The organism is Novosphingobium rhizosphaerae, assembly GCF_050920675.1.
In the GTDB taxonomy this organism is placed as follows: Bacteria; Pseudomonadota; Alphaproteobacteria; order Sphingomonadales; family Sphingomonadaceae; genus Novosphingobium; species Novosphingobium rhizosphaerae.
The window spans coordinates 2,183,960-2,203,197 of record NZ_CP137861.1 but is presented as its reverse complement, the minus strand read 5'-3'; the positions used below and the strand labels follow the sequence as shown (position 1 = coordinate 2,203,197).

At 66.9% G+C, this 19,238-nt stretch carries 15 protein-coding genes; 10 read left to right on the top strand and 5 right to left on the bottom strand.

What is annotated here, in order from left to right:
- Positions 1–21 precede the first annotated feature (21 nt).
- A complete protein-coding gene (locus R9J51_RS10140) occupies positions 22–669 on the top strand; it encodes a phosphoribosylanthranilate isomerase (protein WP_168554365.1) in 648 nt (215 codons plus the stop codon).
- A 160-nt stretch (positions 670–829) separates the two neighbouring features.
- Here R9J51_RS10140 and R9J51_RS10135 read toward each other — a convergent pair whose 3' ends face one another.
- Entirely contained in the window at positions 830–1,291 is a 462-nt protein-coding gene (locus R9J51_RS10135; RefSeq protein ID WP_168554364.1) for an outer membrane beta-barrel protein, read from the bottom strand.
- Positions 1,292–1,725: 434 nt separating this feature from the next.
- On the opposite strand from R9J51_RS10135, the gene trpB reads away from it, so the two are divergent.
- From trpB to R9J51_RS10115, 4 genes are all read left to right on the top strand, one after another.
- Positions 1,726–2,961, top strand: a complete 1,236-nt coding sequence (trpB, locus tag R9J51_RS10130) for a tryptophan synthase subunit beta (RefSeq protein WP_168554363.1) — start codon at positions 1,726–1,728, stop codon at positions 2,959–2,961.
- 222 nt (positions 2,962–3,183) lie between these two features.
- Positions 3,184–3,984: a tryptophan synthase subunit alpha gene (gene trpA / locus R9J51_RS10125; protein WP_168555441.1), complete on the top strand. Its 801-nt coding sequence runs from the start codon at positions 3,184–3,186 to the stop codon at positions 3,982–3,984.
- Positions 3,981–4,829, top strand: coding sequence for an acetyl-CoA carboxylase, carboxyltransferase subunit beta (gene accD / locus R9J51_RS10120; RefSeq protein WP_179504398.1), 849 nt, complete (start codon positions 3,981–3,983; stop codon positions 4,827–4,829). The genes trpA and accD overlap by 4 nt, the downstream gene beginning before the upstream one ends.
- 57 nt (positions 4,830–4,886) lie before the next feature.
- On the top strand, positions 4,887–6,209 hold the full coding sequence (locus tag R9J51_RS10115) for a bifunctional folylpolyglutamate synthase/dihydrofolate synthase (RefSeq protein ID WP_179504397.1): 1,323 nt from the start codon (positions 4,887–4,889) through the stop codon (positions 6,207–6,209).
- 70 nt (positions 6,210–6,279) lie between these two features.
- Here the strand turns inward: R9J51_RS10115 and R9J51_RS10110 are convergent, their stop codons facing one another.
- Entirely contained in the window at positions 6,280–7,995 is a 1,716-nt protein-coding gene (locus R9J51_RS10110) for an AmpG family muropeptide MFS transporter (protein WP_432787973.1), read from the bottom strand.
- 174 nt (positions 7,996–8,169) lie between these two features.
- Here R9J51_RS10110 and R9J51_RS10105 point away from each other — a divergent pair, with 174 nt between their 5' ends.
- The gene (locus tag R9J51_RS10105; protein ID WP_432787972.1) at positions 8,170–9,366 is read left to right on the top strand and encodes a pseudouridine synthase; all 1,197 of its coding nucleotides are present in this window, start codon (positions 8,170–8,172) and stop codon (positions 9,364–9,366) included.
- Positions 9,367–9,370: 4 nt separating this feature from the next.
- Positions 9,371–9,916: a 16S rRNA (guanine(966)-N(2))-methyltransferase RsmD gene (rsmD, locus tag R9J51_RS10100; protein WP_169473948.1), complete on the top strand. Its 546-nt coding sequence runs from the start codon at positions 9,371–9,373 to the stop codon at positions 9,914–9,916.
- 43 nt (positions 9,917–9,959) lie between these two features.
- Here rsmD and R9J51_RS10095 read toward each other — a convergent pair whose 3' ends face one another.
- Positions 9,960–11,246: an MFS transporter gene (locus tag R9J51_RS10095; RefSeq protein WP_179504396.1), complete on the bottom strand. Its 1,287-nt coding sequence runs from the start codon at positions 11,244–11,246 to the stop codon at positions 9,960–9,962.
- Positions 11,247–11,401: 155 nt separating this feature from the next.
- Positions 11,402–12,022 (bottom strand): hypothetical protein, encoded by a 621-nt coding sequence (locus tag R9J51_RS10090; RefSeq protein WP_179504395.1) that lies wholly within the window; start codon positions 12,020–12,022, stop codon positions 11,402–11,404.
- A 261-nt stretch (positions 12,023–12,283) separates the two neighbouring features.
- On the opposite strand from R9J51_RS10090, the gene R9J51_RS10085 reads away from it, so the two are divergent.
- The 3 genes from R9J51_RS10085 to R9J51_RS10075 are packed head-to-tail and all read left to right on the top strand — an operon-like array spanning position 12,284 to position 17,498.
- A complete protein-coding gene (locus R9J51_RS10085) occupies positions 12,284–14,584 on the top strand; it encodes an ATP-dependent helicase (RefSeq protein WP_432787990.1) in 2,301 nt (766 codons plus the stop codon).
- Between the two features lie 23 nt (positions 14,585–14,607).
- Positions 14,608–16,746 carry a hypothetical protein gene (locus tag R9J51_RS10080; RefSeq protein ID WP_179504393.1) on the top strand — a complete coding sequence of 713 codons (2,139 nt, stop codon included), beginning with the start codon at positions 14,608–14,610 and terminating at the stop codon, positions 16,744–16,746.
- Positions 16,743–17,498 (top strand): DUF3142 domain-containing protein, encoded by a 756-nt coding sequence (locus tag R9J51_RS10075; protein WP_432787971.1) that lies wholly within the window; start codon positions 16,743–16,745, stop codon positions 17,496–17,498. The genes R9J51_RS10080 and R9J51_RS10075 overlap by 4 nt, the downstream gene beginning before the upstream one ends.
- Before the next feature lie 89 nt (positions 17,499–17,587).
- Here the strand turns inward: R9J51_RS10075 and R9J51_RS10070 are convergent, their stop codons facing one another.
- Entirely contained in the window at positions 17,588–19,210 is a 1,623-nt protein-coding gene (locus R9J51_RS10070; protein WP_179504392.1) for an alkaline phosphatase D family protein, read from the bottom strand.
- Positions 19,211–19,238 lie beyond the last annotated feature (28 nt).

Sequence of the window (19,238 nt, the reverse complement as noted above, 5' to 3'; positions counted from 1 at the left end):
AAGCCGCCACATGGGCTGGTCATGCCAGCCCCTGCTATCAAGATCTGCGGAATCAACACGAGTGCCGCGCTCGACGCCACGCTTGCCGCGCGCGCCGAATACGCCGGCCTCGTGTTCTTCCCCCCTTCGCCCCGGCACGTATCGGTGCGCGATGCCGCCACGCTTGGCGCCCGCAACGCCGGGCGTGCGCGCCTGGTCGGCCTGTTCGTGAACGCCGATGACGCCACGATTGCCGAGGCCGTGCGCGCCGCCCGGCTGGACGTGCTGCAACTCCACGGCGCGGAAACGCCCGAACGCGCCGCCCAGCTCAAGGCGCAGTTTGGCTTGCCGGTGTGGAAGGCGCTGTCCATCGCCGCCCCTGCCGACGTTGCCGCCGCCACCCGCTATGCCGGCGCGGCCGATCTGCTGCTGTTCGATGCCAAGGCGCCCAAGGGCGCTGCCATTCCCGGTGGCCTGGGCCTGGTGTTCGACTGGACCTTGCTCAAAACCTATCGCGGCGCCACCGCCTGGGGCCTGGCCGGGGGTCTTTCACCCGATAACGTTGCCGATGCGGTGCGCCAGACCGGCGCCGAACTGGTCGATGTCTCGTCCGGCGTGGAAAGCGCGCCCGGGGTCAAGGACGAAAGCCGCATCCAGGCCTTCTGCCGCGCCGCGCGTTCGGCTAATTGAAGGTCCGGCTTCGCCGGATTTGCGGCACCGGCCCGCTCCCCCACCCGACCTCCCATAGGGTACTATCGTTGGGAGGTCGGGTGGGAGAGCGGGCCGGTGCCGCAACGAAAAAGGGCGACGCTCGCGCGCCGCCCTTTTCCCGCTGTTCGGATCGGTGCGATCAGAACTTCAAGCCCACGCCGGCGGTCACCGCGTCGCGGTTGCCCAGGCCTTCGTCGGCGATGTAGTGGCGGTATTCCACCTTGCCGTAGAACTTCTGCAGGAACGACTTCTGCACGCCGGCGCCGAAGTTCCATGCGCCGCCGCAGTCAGAGCACGGCGTGGTGGCATAGCCGCCCACGGCATAGAGCTTGGTGCCGGCCAGGTTGGCACCCAGGCGACCCGAAACGCCAACCGAAACGCGCTTGGCATAGCTGTTCAGGATCTTGTCGGCCGACACTTCGACGCCACCGAATGCGGCAGGGCCAAGGTCATAGTCGTAACCGGCAGCGACACCAGCCGTGGCATCGGTGCTGTCGTGATTCCACAGCACGCCGCTGTGCGCTTCGACGCGGACCTCGTTGGCCATAGCCGGGGCAGCTGCAGCCAGGGTACCGGCGAGCGCGAGAAGAACGAGACGCATAATAAACCTCCTTGCATTCAAGCCGCCGTTTTGCGCGGCGGTCGAGTGGGCAAGTAGTCCGCGCCTCAATCCTCAACAAGTCAGAAAAATGACATTTCTGACTCTAACATAGTACACATGGCATTTTTGCCACAGTTTCTGTCATTTGTGAAAGGATTCTTCTTTTCTGAACAAATAGACAGAAAGTATCGTTGCAGTATTTGAAAACGCAAAAAGGCGGCCCCATTACAGGACCGCCTTCACGACGTTGCAAAACGCTCTCTAACGCCGGCACATTACGCCAGGATGAACGCGCAATGGTGCAAATTGCGGAAATGGAATTGCATAAATCCGAAGCGTGAACCGGGCACGTCGCGTGGGGGGGCATGGCCCGCAACCGCCCGTTGGGCCATGAATCTGGACAAGCGCCGCGCCCTCTGCCAATCGGCTGGACCATGACTGTCCAGAACCCGAACAGCTTCCGCAATCAGCCCGACGAGCGTGGCCACTTCGGCCAGTTCGGGGGCCGCTATGTTGCCGAAACGCTGATGCCGCTGATCCTCGATCTCGAGACGGAATACCGCAAGGCCAAGGCCGATGCGGCGTTCCAGGCCGAGTTCGACGATCTGCTCGAACACTATGTCGGCCGGCCGAGCCCGCTCTATTTCGCGCCCCGGCTGACCGAGGAACTGGCCAAGAGCGCGCCGGAAGGCAAGGGTGCCCAAGTCTGGTTCAAGCGCGACGAGTTGAACCACACCGGCGCGCACAAGATCAACAACTGCATCGGCCAGATCCTGCTGGCCATGCGCATGGGCAAGACGCGGATCATCGCGGAAACCGGCGCCGGGCAGCACGGCGTGGCCACGGCCACCGTCTGCGCGCGTTTCGGGCTGCCCTGCGTGGTCTACATGGGTGCCACCGACGTGGCGCGCCAGGCGCCCAACGTGTTCCGCATGAAGCTGCTGGGCGCGCAAGTGGTGCCGGTCACCTCGGGCGCGGGCACGCTCAAGGATGCGATGAACGAAGCGCTGCGCGACTGGGTCGCCAACGTGCACGACACGTTCTACATCATCGGCACCGCCGCGGGCCCGCACCCCTATCCCGAACTGGTGCGCGATTTCCAAAGCGTGATCGGCCGCGAAGCGCGGGCGCAGATGCTCTCGCGCGTCGGCCGCCTGCCCGATGTGCTGGTGGCCGCGATCGGTGGCGGCTCCAACGCCATCGGCCTGTTCCATCCGTTCCTGGATGATCCTTCGGTCAAGATGCTGGGCGTGGAAGCGGCCGGCCACGGGCTGGACAAGGAACACGCGGCCAGCCTTGCCGGCGGGCGCCCTGGCGTGCTCCACGGCAACAAGACCTATCTGTTGCAGGACGAGGATGGCCAGATCACCGAAGGCCATTCGATCAGCGCGGGCCTGGATTATCCTGGCATCGGCCCCGAGCACGCCTGGCTCAAGGATATCGGCCGGGTGGAATACACCTCGGTGACCGATACCGAGGCGCTCGACGGCTTCCAGCTGCTCTGCCGCACCGAAGGGATCATTCCCGCGCTCGAACCCAGCCATGCCATCGCCGCTGTCACCAAGCTCGCGCGGACGCTGGACAAGGACCAGATCATCCTGGCCAACCTGTGCGGGCGTGGCGACAAGGACATCTTCTCCGTCGCCAAGCACCTGGGGGTGGAGCTGTAAGGGCGGAACGCCCTAGCCTCCTCATGCATCGTCACCCGGACTTGATCCGGGGTGACGACGATAAAGGTGCGCCCCTTTGCATCCAGCAGGGAATAACGTAGTGCGCTGCCCGAAAGTGACGAAGACGATGGAAGGTGTTTTGAAAATGCTCTCGCAGGCGTTGGCAGATGCGCGGCTTGCCCCTCTCCCAACCCTCTCCCCCGAAGGGGAGAGGGCTTGACCATGTCCCGCCTTTCATCCGCCTTTGCCAAGGGCCACGCCGCGCTCGTCTGCTTCGTCACCGGCGGGGACCCGACGCCCGAAGCGACACCCGCAATTCTCGATGCGCTGGTGGCTGGCGGGGCCGACGTGATCGAGCTGGGCATGCCGTTCACCGATCCCATGGCCGATGGCCCGGCGATCCAGAACGCCAACTTGCGCGCGCTCGCCGCAGGCACCAAGACCGCGCATATCCTGGCCATCGCCAAGGGTTTTCGCGCCCGTCACCCTGACGTGCCGCTGGTGCTGATGGGCTATGCCAACCCGATGATCACGCGCGGCGCCCAGTGGTTTGCCGATGCCTGCGCCGATGCCGGCGTGGACGGCGTGATCTGCGTGGACATTCCCAGCGAGGAAGACCCGGAACTGGGCCCGGCGCTGCGCGCGCACGGCATTTCGCCCATTCGCCTCGCCACGCCCACCACCGATGCCGCGCGGCTGCCCGCCGTGCTCGATGGCTCGGGCGGGTTCCTCTATTACGTTTCGGTTGCCGGTATCACCGGCAAGCAATCGGCCGCGCTCGCCTCGATCCAAGAGGCGGTGGCGCGGATCAAGCAGACCGCCACGATCCCCGTTGCCGTGGGCTTTGGCGTGCGCACGCCCGAACAGGCCGGTGGCATTGCCGCCGTGGCCGATGGCGTCGTCGTCGGTTCCGCGCTGGTGGATCTCGTGGCCCAACACGGCGCCGATGCCGCCGGCCCGGTGCGCGACCTGGTCGCGGCACTGAGCGCGGCCGTGCACGCGGCGCGAAAGGACATTGCATGAGCTGGATCAACCGCGTTCGCAACGCGCTGCCCTTCACCCCCAAGCGCGATACGCCCGACAACCTGTGGATCAAGTGCCCTTCGTGCAGCGAAATGCTGTTCACCAAGGAGTATGAAGACAACCAGTCGGTCTGCCCGCGCTGCGACCACCATGGCCGCATCGGCGCCGATGCGCGCCTGGCACAGCTGATGGACCCCGGTTTCGTCCTGCTGCCCGCGCCCAAGGTGAAGGAAGACCCGCTCAAGTTCCGCGACACCAAGAAGTATGCCGATCGCATCAAGGCCGCCCGCGCCGCCAACCCGCATTCCGATGCACTGACCAACGCGGTGGGCCGGATCGAAGGCAAGAAGGCCGTGGTCGGCGTGCAGGAATTCGCGTTCATGGGTGGATCGATGGGCATGGCCGTGGGCAATGCCTTCATCGCCGGCACCGAGCGCGCAATCCGCGAAAAGTGCCCCTATGTCGCCGTGACAGCGGCGGGCGGCGCGCGCATGCAGGAAGGCATCCTGTCGTTGATGCAGATGCCGCGTTCTACCGTGGCGATCAGCCGCCTGCACGCTGCGGGCCTGCCCTATATCGTGGTTCTCACCGATCCGACCACCGGCGGCGTGACCGCCAGCTATGCCATGCTGGGCGACGTGCAGATTGCCGAGCCGGGTGCCCTGATCGGCTTTGCCGGCCAGCGCGTGATCCAGGACACGATCCGCGAAAAGCTGCCCGAAGGCTTCCAGCGCGCGGAATACCTGCACGCCCACGGCATGATCGACATGGTGGTGCACCGCCACAACCTGCGCGCCACCCTGGCCGAAACCATCGATTACCTGATGGCCGCCAAGGCCGCCTGACACGAACGCGCCCCGCCCCCGCGCCCGCGCGGGGGTGGATCGGCGGGAGGGGGTTTCGTGAAGGACTTCGCGATTTCCGAAAATCCGGCAGTGCAGGCCCAGCTCGATCGGCTGGGCGCGCTGTCGCTGCCGCAAGGGCGGCTGGGCCTCGACACCGTGCGTGAGCTCTGCGCGCGTCTGGGCAACCCGCAAGACCGGCTGCCGCCAGTGTTCCACGTGGCCGGCACCAACGGCAAGGGTTCCACCTGCACGTACCTGCGCTTCATGCTGGAAGCGCAGGGCCTGCGCGTGCACACCGCCACCAAGCCGCACCTGGTGCGCTATAACGAGCGTATTCGCCTGGCCGGCCAGTTGATCGACGATGCGCTGCTGGCCGATCTGCTCAAGCGGGCGCTCGACGCCGCAGAGCCAGACCTGAAGCCGAGCTTTTTCGAAGTGACCACCGCCGCGTTGTTCCTGGCCTTTGCCAGCGTGCCGGCGGATGCCTGCGTCATCGAAACCGGTCTGGGCGGGCGGCTGGATGCCACCAACATCCTGCCAACGGCGGCCTGCGCCGGCCTTGCCACGCTGGGCCTCGATCACGAGGCGTTCCTGCTTTCACCCGATCCCGGCATTCCCGCCGCCGCGGCGCAAGACCCGCTGGCGCGCATCGCCTTTGAAAAGGCCAGCATCGCCAAGCCGGGCGTGCCGCTGGTCACGCTGGCCTATCCGCCCCACGCGGCACAAGTGGTCGCCGATACGGCCGCGGCGCAAGGTGGCATCCTGGTGCCGCGCGGCGCGGCGTGGGATGCCAGCGTGGAGGGCGCAATCGTCTATCGCGACAGCCAAGGATCGCTTACCCTGCCGCTGCCCGCGCTGGCCGGCGCCCACCAGGCGGAAAACGCTGCGCTCGCCGTGGCCATGCTGCGCCACCAGAGCGCCCTCGACGTCAGCCCGCAGGCCATGGCCGATGGCATCCGCGCCGCGCGCTGGCCTGCCCGGCTGCAACGGCTGGGTGCCGGGCCGCTGACGGCGCAAGTGCCGGGGCGCACGGTGTGGCTCGATGGCGGACACAATCCCGATGCCGGCCTTGCCATCGCCCGCCACCTCGCCGCGCAGCCCCCGGTGCACGTGGTCATCGGCATGCTGGCCAACAAGGACCCCGGCGCAATCCTCGCCCCACTGGGCGATCATGCGCTGTCCATCTCGGTCGTCCCCGCGCCCGGCCACGATGCCCACCGGCCCGAGGATTTCGCCGCGCACAGCGCCCTGCCCGTGCGCAGCTTTGCCGATGTGGAAGCGGCCCTGGCCGCGCTGCCGGCGGACGGCGACGTGCTGATCGTCGGCTCGCTTTACCTTGCCGGAGACGTGCTGGCACGCAACGGGGAAGTGCCGGATTGAATCGGCAGGCGTGATTTCCACCACCCCCAACCCCCTCCTCTGAAGAGGAGGGGGCTTAGATATCAATTCTTTACCCCCCCTCCTCTTCAGAGGAGGGGGTTGGGGGGTGGTGCGAAGCCACGCGCAAGGCCCCGCGCGACACCCTTGCCCACTCCAGCAGCACGAAGACCACCGCCAGCCCGCCGGCCAGCGCGGCATAGCGAAACACCGTGGCATAGCCATAAAGGTCGAATGCCTCGCCCGCGATCCCGCGCCCGAGCGAGCCGATCAGGAACGTGAGCGAGGACAGCAGCGCATATTGCACGGCGGTGTAGCTACGGCTGACGATGCCCGACATATAAGCGACGAACGCCGCCCCGGCGATGCCGGTGGAGATGTTTTCAAAGCTGATCGCCAGAAGCAGGCGCACCATGCGATCATCGAACCCGAACGCGCCGAACAATGCGTGGAGGCCAATGGCATGGCCCACCCGGTCGATCAACGGGGCGCCTTCGGCCAGATCGGCATAGACGAAATTGCCCAGGATCGGCAGTACCGCACCGATCAGGATCGTGGGCATGCGCCCCAGCCGCACGAACAGGAAGCCACCCAGGCTGATCCCGGCAATGGTCATGAAAATGCCGAAAAGCTTGGAGGCAAAAGCCACCTCGTCCTTGGAATAGTGCAGGAATTCCAGATAGAACGGAAAGGCAAAGCTGGCCCACATGTTGTAGCACAAGGTGTAGGTCAGGATCATGCCGACCACGATCAGCACGCCCCAGCGCAAGCGGCCGACCAGTTCGGCCAGCGGCGCCACCAGCGCCACATAGAGATGGTTCATCGCCGTGCGCACCGGTCCATGGGCCATGTCGGGCGCGGCAAGTACGGCCACCTGCCGCGTCTTGAGCGCGTTGACCACCGCCGAAACCAGCAGCGGCACGGCCACCGTGGCCAGCACGATCAACGGCCCGGTTTCGCGCGTGAAGCTGGCGACGGAGGGGTGCTTTTCCCCCGGCCCCAGCGGGCTGAGCATCTTGACCATGAACAGCACGATCGTGGCAATCGCCCAGGCCCAGCTGGCCCCCACCACCGCCAGCGCGGCAGTGCGGGCGGACGCGTTGAGTTCACCCACCTGCCCCAGCGTGGCGTGCAAGGCGCCCTGCTCGGCGCGCGGCGTATCGGGCGCGCGCAGCGTGACCACGAAGACCAGGCCGATCAGCCCGGCCATCAGCAGATAGACCAGCGGCCAGCTCATCCGCCCGGCCATGACCAGTGCCAGCGCCCCACCCACGATCGAAGCGATGCGATAACCGAACTGATAGATCGAGGAAAGCAGCTCGACGCTGGCCTGTTCGTCGGCCACGTCGATCCGCCAGGCATCGATCGCCACGTCCTGCGTGGCCGAAGCCAGCGCGCCCAGGAACGCGAACAGCGCAAAAGTGCCGATGGCATGGGTGGGATCGGTGGCGGCCAGCCCGGCAAAGCTGAGCACCAGCACCCCCTGGCACAGCGCGATCCAGCTCTTGCGGCGGCCCAGCCGCTCCAGCCCCGGCAGCGCCAGGCGATCGACCAGCGGCGACCACAGGAACTTGAACGAATAGGACAGCCCGATCCACGACAGCACGCCGATGGTGGCCAGATCGATCTTCACTTCGCCCAGCCAGGCGTTGAGCGTGCCGATCAGCAGCGCATAGGGCAACCCGGAGGAGAACCCGAAACCCAGCATCGTGGCCGACTTGCGCGATTGCAGCGCCAGCTTGAACAGGCGCCAGCCCTTGGGTTTCTGTGGCGCGGGGGCCGATGCCATCGTGGTCTCCTGGTTGCTCGCTGGGCACCCTAGGCGCGGGGAAGGCCCTTCGACAAGCGCAGGGCGAACGGATTTCACGACCGAAGTGCCGTTCGGGCTGAGCTTGTCGAAGCCCCAAGCACCCCCATCCGCCGCCACTTTGACGCAAAGGCGCCAATGGTCTATGGGCCGGCGATGACACTTCCCCCAAAAGGCAGGAGCGGCCGCCCGGGACGGCCCGCCGCTTCCAACAAGGCCGCAAGTACACGCCGTCCCGATGGCAAGCCGGCGCCGCGCGCAGACCGCGCCGCGCCGCGTGACGGCAGCAAGCCCGGCGCCAAGCCAGCGGGCAAGCCGCAGGCACGGCCCGCGGCCAAGATCGAAGGCAAGCTGAGCCCCAAGCCGGTTGCGCCCAAGCCCGCAGCGCGGCGCGACGATCGGCCGAGCGGCATGGCCCAGGCCAGCTCGCTCACCCGCCCGCAGCAGGGCGAACGCCCGTTCCGCATCGCCAACCATCCGGCCAAGGCGGCTGCCCGGCCCGCAGCCAAGCCCGCCGCCGCGCCGGCCCAGCCGCGCGAGGAAGGCCGCGAGGGCGAACGCATTGCCAAGCTGCTTGCCCGCGCCGGCGTTGCCTCGCGCCGCGAAGTGGAGCGCCTGATCACCGAAGGGCGCGTGCGCCTGAACGATGAACTCGTCACCACGCCCGCCACGATTCTCAAGAACCTCAAGGGTGTGAGCGTGGACGGCAAGCTGATCGCCGCCGCCGCCCCCACCCGCGTGTTCCGCTTTCACAAGCCGGCCGGCCTGATCACGGCCGAGCGCGATCCTTCGGGTCGGCCCACGATCTACAACGCGCTGCGCAACGCGCTGCCGCCGGGCACGCCGCGCGTGATGCCGGTGGGACGGCTGGACCTCAACACCGAGGGCCTGCTGCTGCTGACCAACGACGGCGAATTGAAGCGCGCACTGGAGCTGCCCGCCACGGGCATCCCGCGCACTTATCGCGCCCGCACCTTTGGCGACATCTCGCAGAACCAGCTGGAAGAGCTGATCGAGGGGATCGAGATCGAAGGCATTCACTATGGCCAGATCGACGCCAACATGGAGCGGCGCACCGGCCGCAACCAGTGGATCGAAATGACCCTGACCGAAGGCAAGAATCGCGAAGTGCGCCGCGTGCTGGAGCATCTGGGCCTGCAGGTCTCGCGCCTGCTGCGCACCGCCTATGGCCCGTTCGAGCTGGCCGACCTGCCCCGCGGCGGGGCCGAGGAAGTGCCGCAGGTTCTGGTCGAGCGCTTCCGCAAGACGCTCAAGACCCAGCCCGCGCAGGCAGCCCAGCCGGCCCAGAGTGCCCAGCCCGCCAAGCCGGCCACGCCCAACACGGAAAATTGAACGAATGCGTATCATTGCCGGGCAATGGCGCGGACGCAAGCTGAACGCGCCCGCCGGAGACACCACCCGCCCCACGTCGGACCGCACGCGCGAGACCCTGTTTTCGATGCTGACCAGCCGGTTGGGCGATTTCGAAGGCCTCAAAGTGGCCGATCTGTTTGCCGGATCGGGTGCGCTGGGGCTGGAAGCGCTGTCGCGCGGGGCGGCGCATTGCCTGTTCGTGGAACAGGACGCGGCCGCCATCCGCGCGATCCGTGCCAACCTCACCGCCTTCCGCGTGCAGGCCCAGGCCGATGTGCGCGCCTCGTCCGTCCTGTCACTGGGACCGGTCAAGGAACCGCTGGACCTTATCCTGCTCGATCCGCCCTATGGCACCGGCGCGGGCGCGGTGGCGGTGGACAAGCTGGTCCGGCTGGGCTGGATCGGCGAAGGCACCTGGGTGAGCCTGGAAACCCACGCCGACGAAGCGCCGCAGATCAAGGCCTGCGAAGTGGAAAGCGAACGCAAGGTGGGCAAGGCACGGCTCACGCTGCTGCGCTTGAAGGCCTGACAGGGCAGCGCTGGCGCCCTTCGACAGGCTTCAGGACAGGCCCCTAGCGCGCTGGCTTGGGCGCCAGCAGCACACCCGCCAAAGTCACCGCCCCTGCCACCGTCAGGAACAGGCCCACGCTGGCCGTGCCACCGCGCGCCGCCAGCAATTGTGCCGCGAACGGCGCCAGCGCGCCGCCGATGATCCCGCCCACGTTGAACGCGATCGAAATGCCGGTGTAGCGCACCGGCACGGCATAGAGCGTGGGCAGCCAGGCGCCGAGCGGGCCATAGACCAGCCCCATCACGAACAGCGCCAGGGCCAGCGTGGCAAAGACCAACGGCAGATGCCCCGATCCCAGCCCCAAGCCGAAGACCAGCCCGACCAGCGCTGTGAGGCCTGCGCCCACGCGCAGCACGGCGGCCGGCCCGCGCTTGTCTGCCCACCAGCCAGCCAGCGCGATGCCCGCAGCCAGGAAGAAATTGGCGGCCAGCTGCACCGCCAGAAATTCCTGCTTGGCATAGCCGAGCTTGGTGGTGGCAAATGAAAGCGCGAAAGTGGTGGCGAGATAGAAGATGGCAAAGCAGGCGACGACGCCCGCGATGCCGGCCAAGACCGCACCGGGATGATCGGCCATCAGGCGGCCGACCGGGACCTTGGGCGGAGGCGCGGCTTCCACCGCTTCACGGAAAGCGGCGGTTTCCCCGATCTTGAGCCGCACCCACAGGCCCAGGCCGACCAGCAGCGCGCTGGCCAGGAACGGCACGCGCCAGCCCCAGCTGGCAAAGGCGGCTTCGGGCAAAGTCAGTCCGAGGATCAGGAACAGCCCGTTGGCAAACAGGAAGCCGAGCGGCGCGCCCAATTGCGGCGCCGCGCCAAAGCGCGCTTCCCAGCCCTTGGGCGCATTTTCAACCGCCAGCAGCGAAGCCCCGCCCCATTCGCCGCCCAAGCCAAAGCCCTGGCCGAAACGCAGCAGGCACAAGAGCGCGGGCGCCACCGGCCCCGCCATGGCATAAGTCGGCAGGAACGCGATCAGCATGGTCGATCCGCCCATCAGCATCAGGCTGGCCACCAGGGTAGACTTGCGCCCCACGCGATCACCGAAATGGCCGAACGCGATGGCCCCCACGGGCCGCGCCACGAAGGCCAGGCCAAATGTCATGAACGAAAGCAGCACTTGCGCCTCGGGCGCCTGGGCCGGAAAGAACAGCGGCCCGATCACCAGGGCCGCTGCCGTGGCATAGATATAGAAGTCATAGAATTCGACCGCCGTACCAACCAGGCTGGCAGCAAGAATCCGGCCGTGCTGGCGGATGGGATGGACGGCGTGGAGCGGGGTGGGCGCGGTCATAACGCACGCGACGTTCCCGCCGGCCGGTGCGTTGTCAAGCGAACAATGATCTTGTGCACCGCACGCAAAAGGGGCGCCGGTTTCCCGGCACCCCTTCCCCGTTGGCCCGTCCCATTGTCAGGGCAACAGTGTTGCGACCCTTCAGGGCTTGTCGGTTACACGCCGCCGCGGTTGCGGCAGTTGTCCGTGACGGTGCGCGAACACACCGGATACTTCTTGGCGGGCATCGCGCTGGTATCGCTGTTCGCAGCGTACTGGCTGTTGCTGCCGGCCGTCGCGTTGCTGCCGCTGTCCGTGGCAGCATCAGCCGCCGGGGCGGGCGAGGGCGCGGTGTTGGCCGCCATGCCGCCCGAAGTGCTGCCCTGGGCGTCAGCACCGGCGGCGGGCGCCGGCGGCGTGCTTCCGGCAGCCGATGCCGTGGCACGGCCCTGGACCTGCGCCACGATCGACGGCCAGATCTGGGCGCGCTGGTCGGGCGTCATCGCGTAGACCTGGCCACGCTGGGTATCGTTCAGCGCCCACCAGCCCTTCTGCTGGTCAGCATTGAGCGACCAGAAGTATTCCTGCTGCGCCGAGGGCCAGGCATCATACTTGGCCTTCAGATCGGCCGGCCAGGTATCATACTGACCCTTCTGCTCGGTGGTCATCGAAAACGGCCCGGCAGGCGCTGCGGCAGCGGCCGCATCCGCAGTCGCGGGCGGGGTGGTAGCGGCCGACTGGGCGTGCAGTGCAGCCGGGATCGAAGTAACGGCAAGCGCAAAAGCGCTGATAGACATGATCTTTCGCATGGGGATCTTCTCCTGTTCCCAAGATCAGAATTTGTCCAAGTTACGCCCCATCCCTTCATTTCGTTTCCGCCCAATCGGCAAGGCGTGATCTTGCGTCGATCAGCCGATCGACTTGCCCTTGGCATACGACAAACCGTGTTTTTGTTGATGTATGACAGATGAATAACCGGCAATCACCGCGTCCGATGGCAAATGGCTCGGGGCAAATCCGCCTTGCGCGCGCGCATCCAGTTCCCTACTTGTTCCACGGTGACGAGCTTTGCCCCCCCTTCCCATGCCGCTGGAACAGAACCCGACTGGCTTTCCGGCCTGAACCCGCCGCAGCGCGAGGCCGTGCTGACCACCGACGGGCCAGTGCTGATGCTGGCCGGCGCCGGCACGGGCAAGACCGCCGCGCTGACCGCGCGTCTTGCCAACCTGTTGCGCCAGCGCCTGGCCTATCCTTCGCAGATCCTGTGTGTCACTTTCACCAACAAGGCGGCGCGCGAAATGCGCGAGCGCGTGGGGCATCTGATCGGCCCGGCGGTGGAAGGCATGCCGTGGCTGGGCACGTTCCATTCGATCGCGGCCAAGATGCTGCGCCGCCATGCCGAACTGGTGGGGCTCACCAGTTCCTTCACCATCATCGATACCGATGACCAGTTGCGCCTGCTCAAGCAGCTGATCCAGGCCGAAGGCGTGGATGACAAGCGCTGGCCGGCCAAGCAGCTGGCCGGGCTGATCGACCGCTGGAAGAATCGCGGGCTTGCCCCGGCCGACCTGGATGCCGGGGAAAACGAAGCCTATGCCAATGGGCGCGGCGCGCATTTCTATGGCCTCTATCAGGACCGGCTGCGCACCATCAACGCCTGCGATTTCGGCGACCTGACGCTGCACATGCTGACTATCTTTCGCCAGCATCGCGATGTGCTGCAAACCTGGCAGGACCGCTTCCGCTATATCATGGTGGACGAATACCAGGACACCAACGCGGTGCAGTACCTGTGGCTGCGGCTCCTGGCGCAAGTGCGCAAGAACATCTGCGTGGTGGGGGACGACGATCAGTCGATCTATTCCTGGCGGGGCGCGGAAGTGGCCAATATCCTGCGCTTCGAAAAGGATTTTCCCGGCGCCAAGGTGATCCGGCTGGAGCAGAACTATCGCTCCACCCCGCATATCCTGGGCGCGGCATCGGGCCTGATTGCCGAGAACGCGCAGCGGCTGGGCAAGCAATTGTGGACCGAGCAGGACGGCGGCGACAAGCTGCGCGTGATCGGCGTGTGGGACGCGCCCGAGGAAGCGCGCCGCGTGGGCGAGGAGATCGAGCGGCTGGAGCGCGAGGGCTGTCCGTTGGATCGCGTGGCGATCCTGGTGCGCGCGCAGTTCCAGACGCGCGAATTCGAAGACCGCTTCATTCAGATCGGCCTCGCCTATCGCATCGTCGGCGGCTTCCGGTTTTACGAACGCGCCGAAGTGCGCGATGCGCTCGCCTATCTCCGGCTGGTGGGCCAACCTTCGGACGACCTGGCGTTCGAGCGGATCTTTAACACGCCCAAGCGCGGCCTGGGCGACAAGACGCTGGAGAAGCTGTTCCGCTTTGCCCGAGCGCAACAGGTGCCGCTGCTGCGTGCGGCCTATGACATTGCCGATACCGACGAATTGCCCGCGCGCGCGCGCAACACGCTGCTGGCGCTGGTGCGCGATTTCCTGCGCTGGCGCGACCAGGTGGCGACGCTCTCGCCCGCCGAACTGGCGCGCACGATCCTGGACGAAAGCGGCTATACCGGCGCGCTCCAGGCGGAAAAGAGCGCCGAGGCCAATGGCAGGCTGGAAAACCTTTCGGAACTCGTCCGCGCGATGGAAGAGTATGAAACGCTCGGCGATTTCCTGGAGCATGTGAGCCTTGTCATGGACAACGAGGCGGCGGCCAACGAGGAGAAGGTCACGATCATGACCATCCACGCGGCCAAGGGCCTGGAATTCGACCAGGTGTTCCTGCCCGGCTGGGAGGAAGGGGTGTTTCCTTCGCAGCGCGCTTTGGACGAAGGGGGCCTCGCCAGCCTGGAGGAAGAGCGGCGCCTCGCCTATGTGGCGATCACGCGGGCGCGGCGGCGCTGCACCATCCTGCACGCGGCCAACCGCCGCATCTATGGCCAGTGGACCAGCGCCATCCCCTCGCGCTTTATCGAGGAATTGCCCGAAGACCATATCGAGCAGGAAACCACGCTGTCGGGCGGGGCATCGATGTGGCGGGCCAACTGGAGCGAGGCGAGCGATCCCTTTGCCGACGTGGCGCGCAACCACCCGGTCAAGGCCAGCACGCGCGGGCCGGGCTGGCAGCGCGCGGCCAATCAGATGTTCGATCCCAAGCCGCGCAAGATTGCCGAATCGACGCGCAGCGCTGCCAGTTTCGCCAGCAAGCCGCGCAGCGATGTGGCCGTGGGGGCGCGCGTGTTTCACGACAAGTTCGGTTATGGCACGGTTCAGGGCCAGGAAGGCAACAAGTTGGAAATCCTGTTCGACAGCGCCGGGGAAAAGCGCGTGCTCGACAGTTTCGTGAAACCGGCCTGAGCCAGGCCGCAAGGGGACAAGCGATGCGGGGATGGCAGCGGGGGGCGGCCAGAACATGGGTTGGCGCAGCGGCCCTGGTCGGGGCAAGCGGGCTGGCGGCAACCGTTGCCTGGGCCTGCGCGGATTCCTCATGTTCGCCGGTCTGGCGGCTCGATGCACCCGATTACGCCTGCGAAGGCCGCGCGATGCTCAGCCCCGGCAACGACACGCGGATCAACCTGCTGCTGTTGATGCGCAGCCTGGCACCCGTGAGCGACGCGGGCGCGAGCTATGCCAAGCCGGACTGGGACGATGGCCAGTTGGGCCATGTGTTCTTCAGCTGGAAGGGCCTGCGTGAAACGCTGTGGCCGCAAGCGCCCGAGCCGGAAACGGCCGCCTCTGAACCGGCCAGCGAGTGCGCAGCACCCAAGGCCGCACAGGATGCCTTTGCCGCTGCCTTGCTGGCCGACAAGGCCGTTGCTGAGAGTGATCGCACACTGCTGATGACCCTGCGCACCAAGGCGGGCTGCGCGGATGCCGACATGGCGATCAAGACCACCAGTGCCGCCGGGCGCGGCTATCTGGATTACCTGCTGGGCGCCGATGCCTTTTACAAGGGTGAGTATCCCACTGCGCTGGTCGGCTTTGCGAGTGCATCGCGCAGCGCCTCTCCGTGGTTACAGGAAACCGGAAACTACATGGTCATCCGCGTGGCCCTGCGCCAAGCGGTAGCCAAAGCCATTGACCAGTACGGCGATTTTGCCGGCTTGGACAAAATCGACAAGACCGCAGCCCAAGCGGCGGGCGAAGCGATCGACCGCTACTTGAAGGCCTATCCGCAAGGTCGCTATGCTGCTTCGGCGCAAGGCCTCAAGCGGCGCGTCCTGTGGCTGACCGGGCAGGACGCCGCGCTGGCGCAAAGCTATGAGGCCATGCTGCGCGCCACGCCAGGCAACAGCGCGGCCGCTGCCGATCTGGCCGAGGAAATCGACAATGCGCTGCTCCAGCGCGCGGATGGGGTGCAGGCCGTGGTCGGCGGTGACAAGACGCCGCTGCTCATGGCCGTTGCCGATCTCAAGGCGATGCGCCTGCTCGATCCGGCCAAGCCCATGCCGCTCGACGCGCAAACGCTGGCGGCGCAGGCGCCAGCCTTTGCGGGGCACGACGATCTCTATGGGCTGCTCGATGCCACGCGCGCCTATTACGCCGGCGAAGCACCGCGCAGCATCCTCACCCGACTGCCCGATGCGGCGCGCAGCGCCAGCTACACGCCGCTGGCGTTCAGCCGCCAGGTCTTGCGCGGCATGGCGCTGGCCAAGGCGCACGATGCCAACGAGGCCGGGTTCTGGCAGGAACTGATGGGCGGCGCCAAGGGGCTGTGGCAGGGGCCACTGGCGCAACTGGGCCTGGCGCTGCGCTGGCAGCGCGACGGGCGGATCGACCAGGCCCTGGCCAGCGCCTCCCCGATCAAGGATACCACGCTGCGCCAGCTGATGCTGCAGACCATGGCCGCGCCGGCCACGCTGCGCGCCAATGCCGCCGATGCCACACGCCCTGACGAGGAACGCAACGTGGCGCGATTCACCTTGCTGTATAAAGGCCTGACACGCGGCGCCTATGCAGATTTCACCCGCGACCTGGCGCTGGTGCCGGCCGATCCCAAGGCCGACCTGACGGCGTGGTATGGCGCCGGCCTGGCGACGCCGCCCGCGCAGCGCTTTACGCGAGGGCAATGGTCCGACGTGCTGCCCTGCCCGCCGCTGGAGCAGACCGCCGCCACGCTGGCACGCGATCCGGCCAACCAGACCGCGCGGCTGTGCCTGGGCGAATTCTATCGGCTCAACGGGTTCGATGGCTTCGCGCTCTACACCCCATTTGAAAAGGTGGAGCAACTGGGCCGGGGCAAGGACCAGTTTCGTGGGCCCATGCTTTCGCGCGACGCGATCTATGCCGCGATCATTGCCGACAAGAGCGCGGCAGCCGATCTGCGCGCCTATGCGCTCTATCGCGCGGTGATGTGCTATGCGCCGTCAGGTGCCAATGGCTGCGCCGGGCCGACGCCCGATTACGCCGCTTACCAGGCGCAGCAGGTGCCCAAGGCGCAGCGCAAGGCCTGGTATGACGAGTTGAAGGCCCGCTATCCCACCAGCCGCTGGGCCAAGAGCCTGCGGTATTACTGGTGAAGCGGCGCGCCCTTGCGCTGGCCGCGCTCGCCCTGATGGCGGGTTGCCAGCGCCAGCAACCCAAGCCGGTGGAAACGCCGGCAACCAAGCCGGACGAGCCGAAGGTCGACGCCCACGGCTTCGACGCGTTCTATGTGTGGCCCGGCGTGCGCCCGGCCGCCGATCTGCACGCCCACACGCTCTACCTGCTCGATGGCGAAGTGCGCCGCCGGCCCGGCCCGGCGCGCTTCACCCGGTTGCGCGCAGGGCTGCCGCGCCTGCCCGATGCCGATCTGTGGCTGGTGGTGCGGATCGACCGGCTGGACCTGAACCCGCGCACCTGGGCGATGATCGTGGCCGACATGGAACGCTGGCAGGCCGCCGGCAACCACCTGGCCGGCCTGCAAATCGATTTCGACGCGGCGACGCAAGGCCTCGATCGCTATGCCGCGTTCCTGGCCGATGCCCGCGCGCATCTGCCCCGCCCCTGGCGCCTTTCCATCACCGGGCTGATGGACTGGAGCGCCAATGGCGATCCGGCCGCGCTGGCCCGGCTCAAGCCGGTGATCGACGAAGTGGTGGTGCAGACCTATCAGGGGCGCAGCACGATACCGGGGTATGACGCCTATTTCCGCAAGATGGCGCATTTCCCCCTGCCGTTCCGCGTGGCCCTGGCCGAAGGCGGCGATTGGACACCGCCCCCTGCCCTGGCCCACGAACCGCAGTTCAAGGGCTATGTCGTGTTCCTGATGCCCAAGCAGTTGAAGCGCTGAATCCAATTCACATTCGCCGATCGGCGAATGTGAAGTTCGGCGCCGGCCCATCCGAAACTGCGTCATGGACGCAGTTTCGGATCAAACGCTCAGGCCTCCATCGCGTTGCGACCCAGGCGCACGGTGGCGCGATGGCCCACGCTGGCGGCCGGGCTGCGCTCGCGGATGGTATCGACCATGATCCACTCGTTGGTCACCGCCTGCGCCGTCACGGTCAGCGCCATGTAACCGCGCCGCGCCGTATCGCACCAGGCGAGTTCGGGATTGGCGCCGACCAGGCCACGCGCCACCGTATCGGGCGCGGTGCGCACGTCGTGCTCGTATCCGGGCGAGGTGACCGAGTGCCCGGCAAATTCCACGGCGGCGGCATGGCCATCCTGGCGCAGGTTATAGGCCCAGGCGTTGTGGCTATCGCCGGAAATGACCACGGTGTTGCCACCCAGCGCCTGCGCGCTGCGCAGGAACCGCGCGCGCGCCGCCGGATAGCCACCCCAGCTGTCATAGTTGAACGGCAGGCCCAGCTTGGCCTGCGCCATCCCGCTCTTGAGATAGGCGGCAACCGGCGCCACTTCGTTGGCCAGCCAATCCTGCGCGCTGGCGGGCATGACGGTTTGCCCCATGATCGTGCCAAAGCCCACGATCTGCCACGGGCGCCCGCTCTTGACCGAGGCTTGCATGGCGCCGGCCAGCCAGGCTTCCTGCTCGCTGCCCATCATCGTGGCCGCCGGATCCTGCCAGGCGCCATCGCGAAATGCCTTGAGCGCGGCGATGGGATCGGCCGCCTTGAACAGCGGGGCCACATCGGGCTGCTGGGTGCGGCCGAGCAGCCGCGTTTCGGTGCGGAACAGCGTGGCCAACCCGCCGATGTCATAGGCCTTCCACGGCGCCTCGCTGACCGGCATCCATTCACGATAGACCTGCATCGCGGCATCCTTGCGCACGCCCCAATCGCCTTCGGTGGCCGGATCGTGGTGCTGCGCGCCGCCAGACCAACTGTCGTTGGCGCTTTCATGGTCGTCCCACTGTGCGATCATCGGAAAACGGCGATGCAATTCCTGCAGATCGGGATCGGCGCGATAGCTGGCAAAGCGCAGGCGGTAATCGGCCACGTGCACGGTGTTGGCATCGGGCAGGATGGCACGACCCGCGACCGCATCAGCCCCTTCGGGATAGTGACCCGGCGCATATTCATAGAAATAGTCGCCCAGGTGAATGGTGCAGTCGAACGCATCATTCTGAGCCGCATGGGCATAGGCATTGAACCAGCCGAACGGCAGGTTGGAGCACGAGAACACCGCAGCGCGCCAGGGCTGCTGGCCATCGGCGGGCAGCGTGCGCGTGCGGCCCACGGGCGAGCGGGTGCCATCGGGCGCGATGAAGCGATAGAAATAACGCCGTGCCGGAGCGAGGCCGGTCGCGACGATCTTGACCGTATGATCACGCCACGGCCCGGTCTGCATCGTGCCACCGGCGAAGGCGCGGGCAAAATCTTCGGTCTCGGAAAGTTCGACGCGCAGATCGGCGACGCCGCCATCGGTGGGCACATAGCGCGTCCAGAGCAGCACTTCGTGGGCGCCGGGTTCGCCGCTGGCCACCGCATGGGTGAACCCGCGCGCGCCGATCAGCGCAGCGGCCCGTGCCCAATCCGGCGCCAGCAGGGCGCCGGCACCCAGCATGGCGGTCTTGATGATATCACGACGGTGAAATTGCATGGTCGTTGTCCTGTATGGCCAAGGTGCG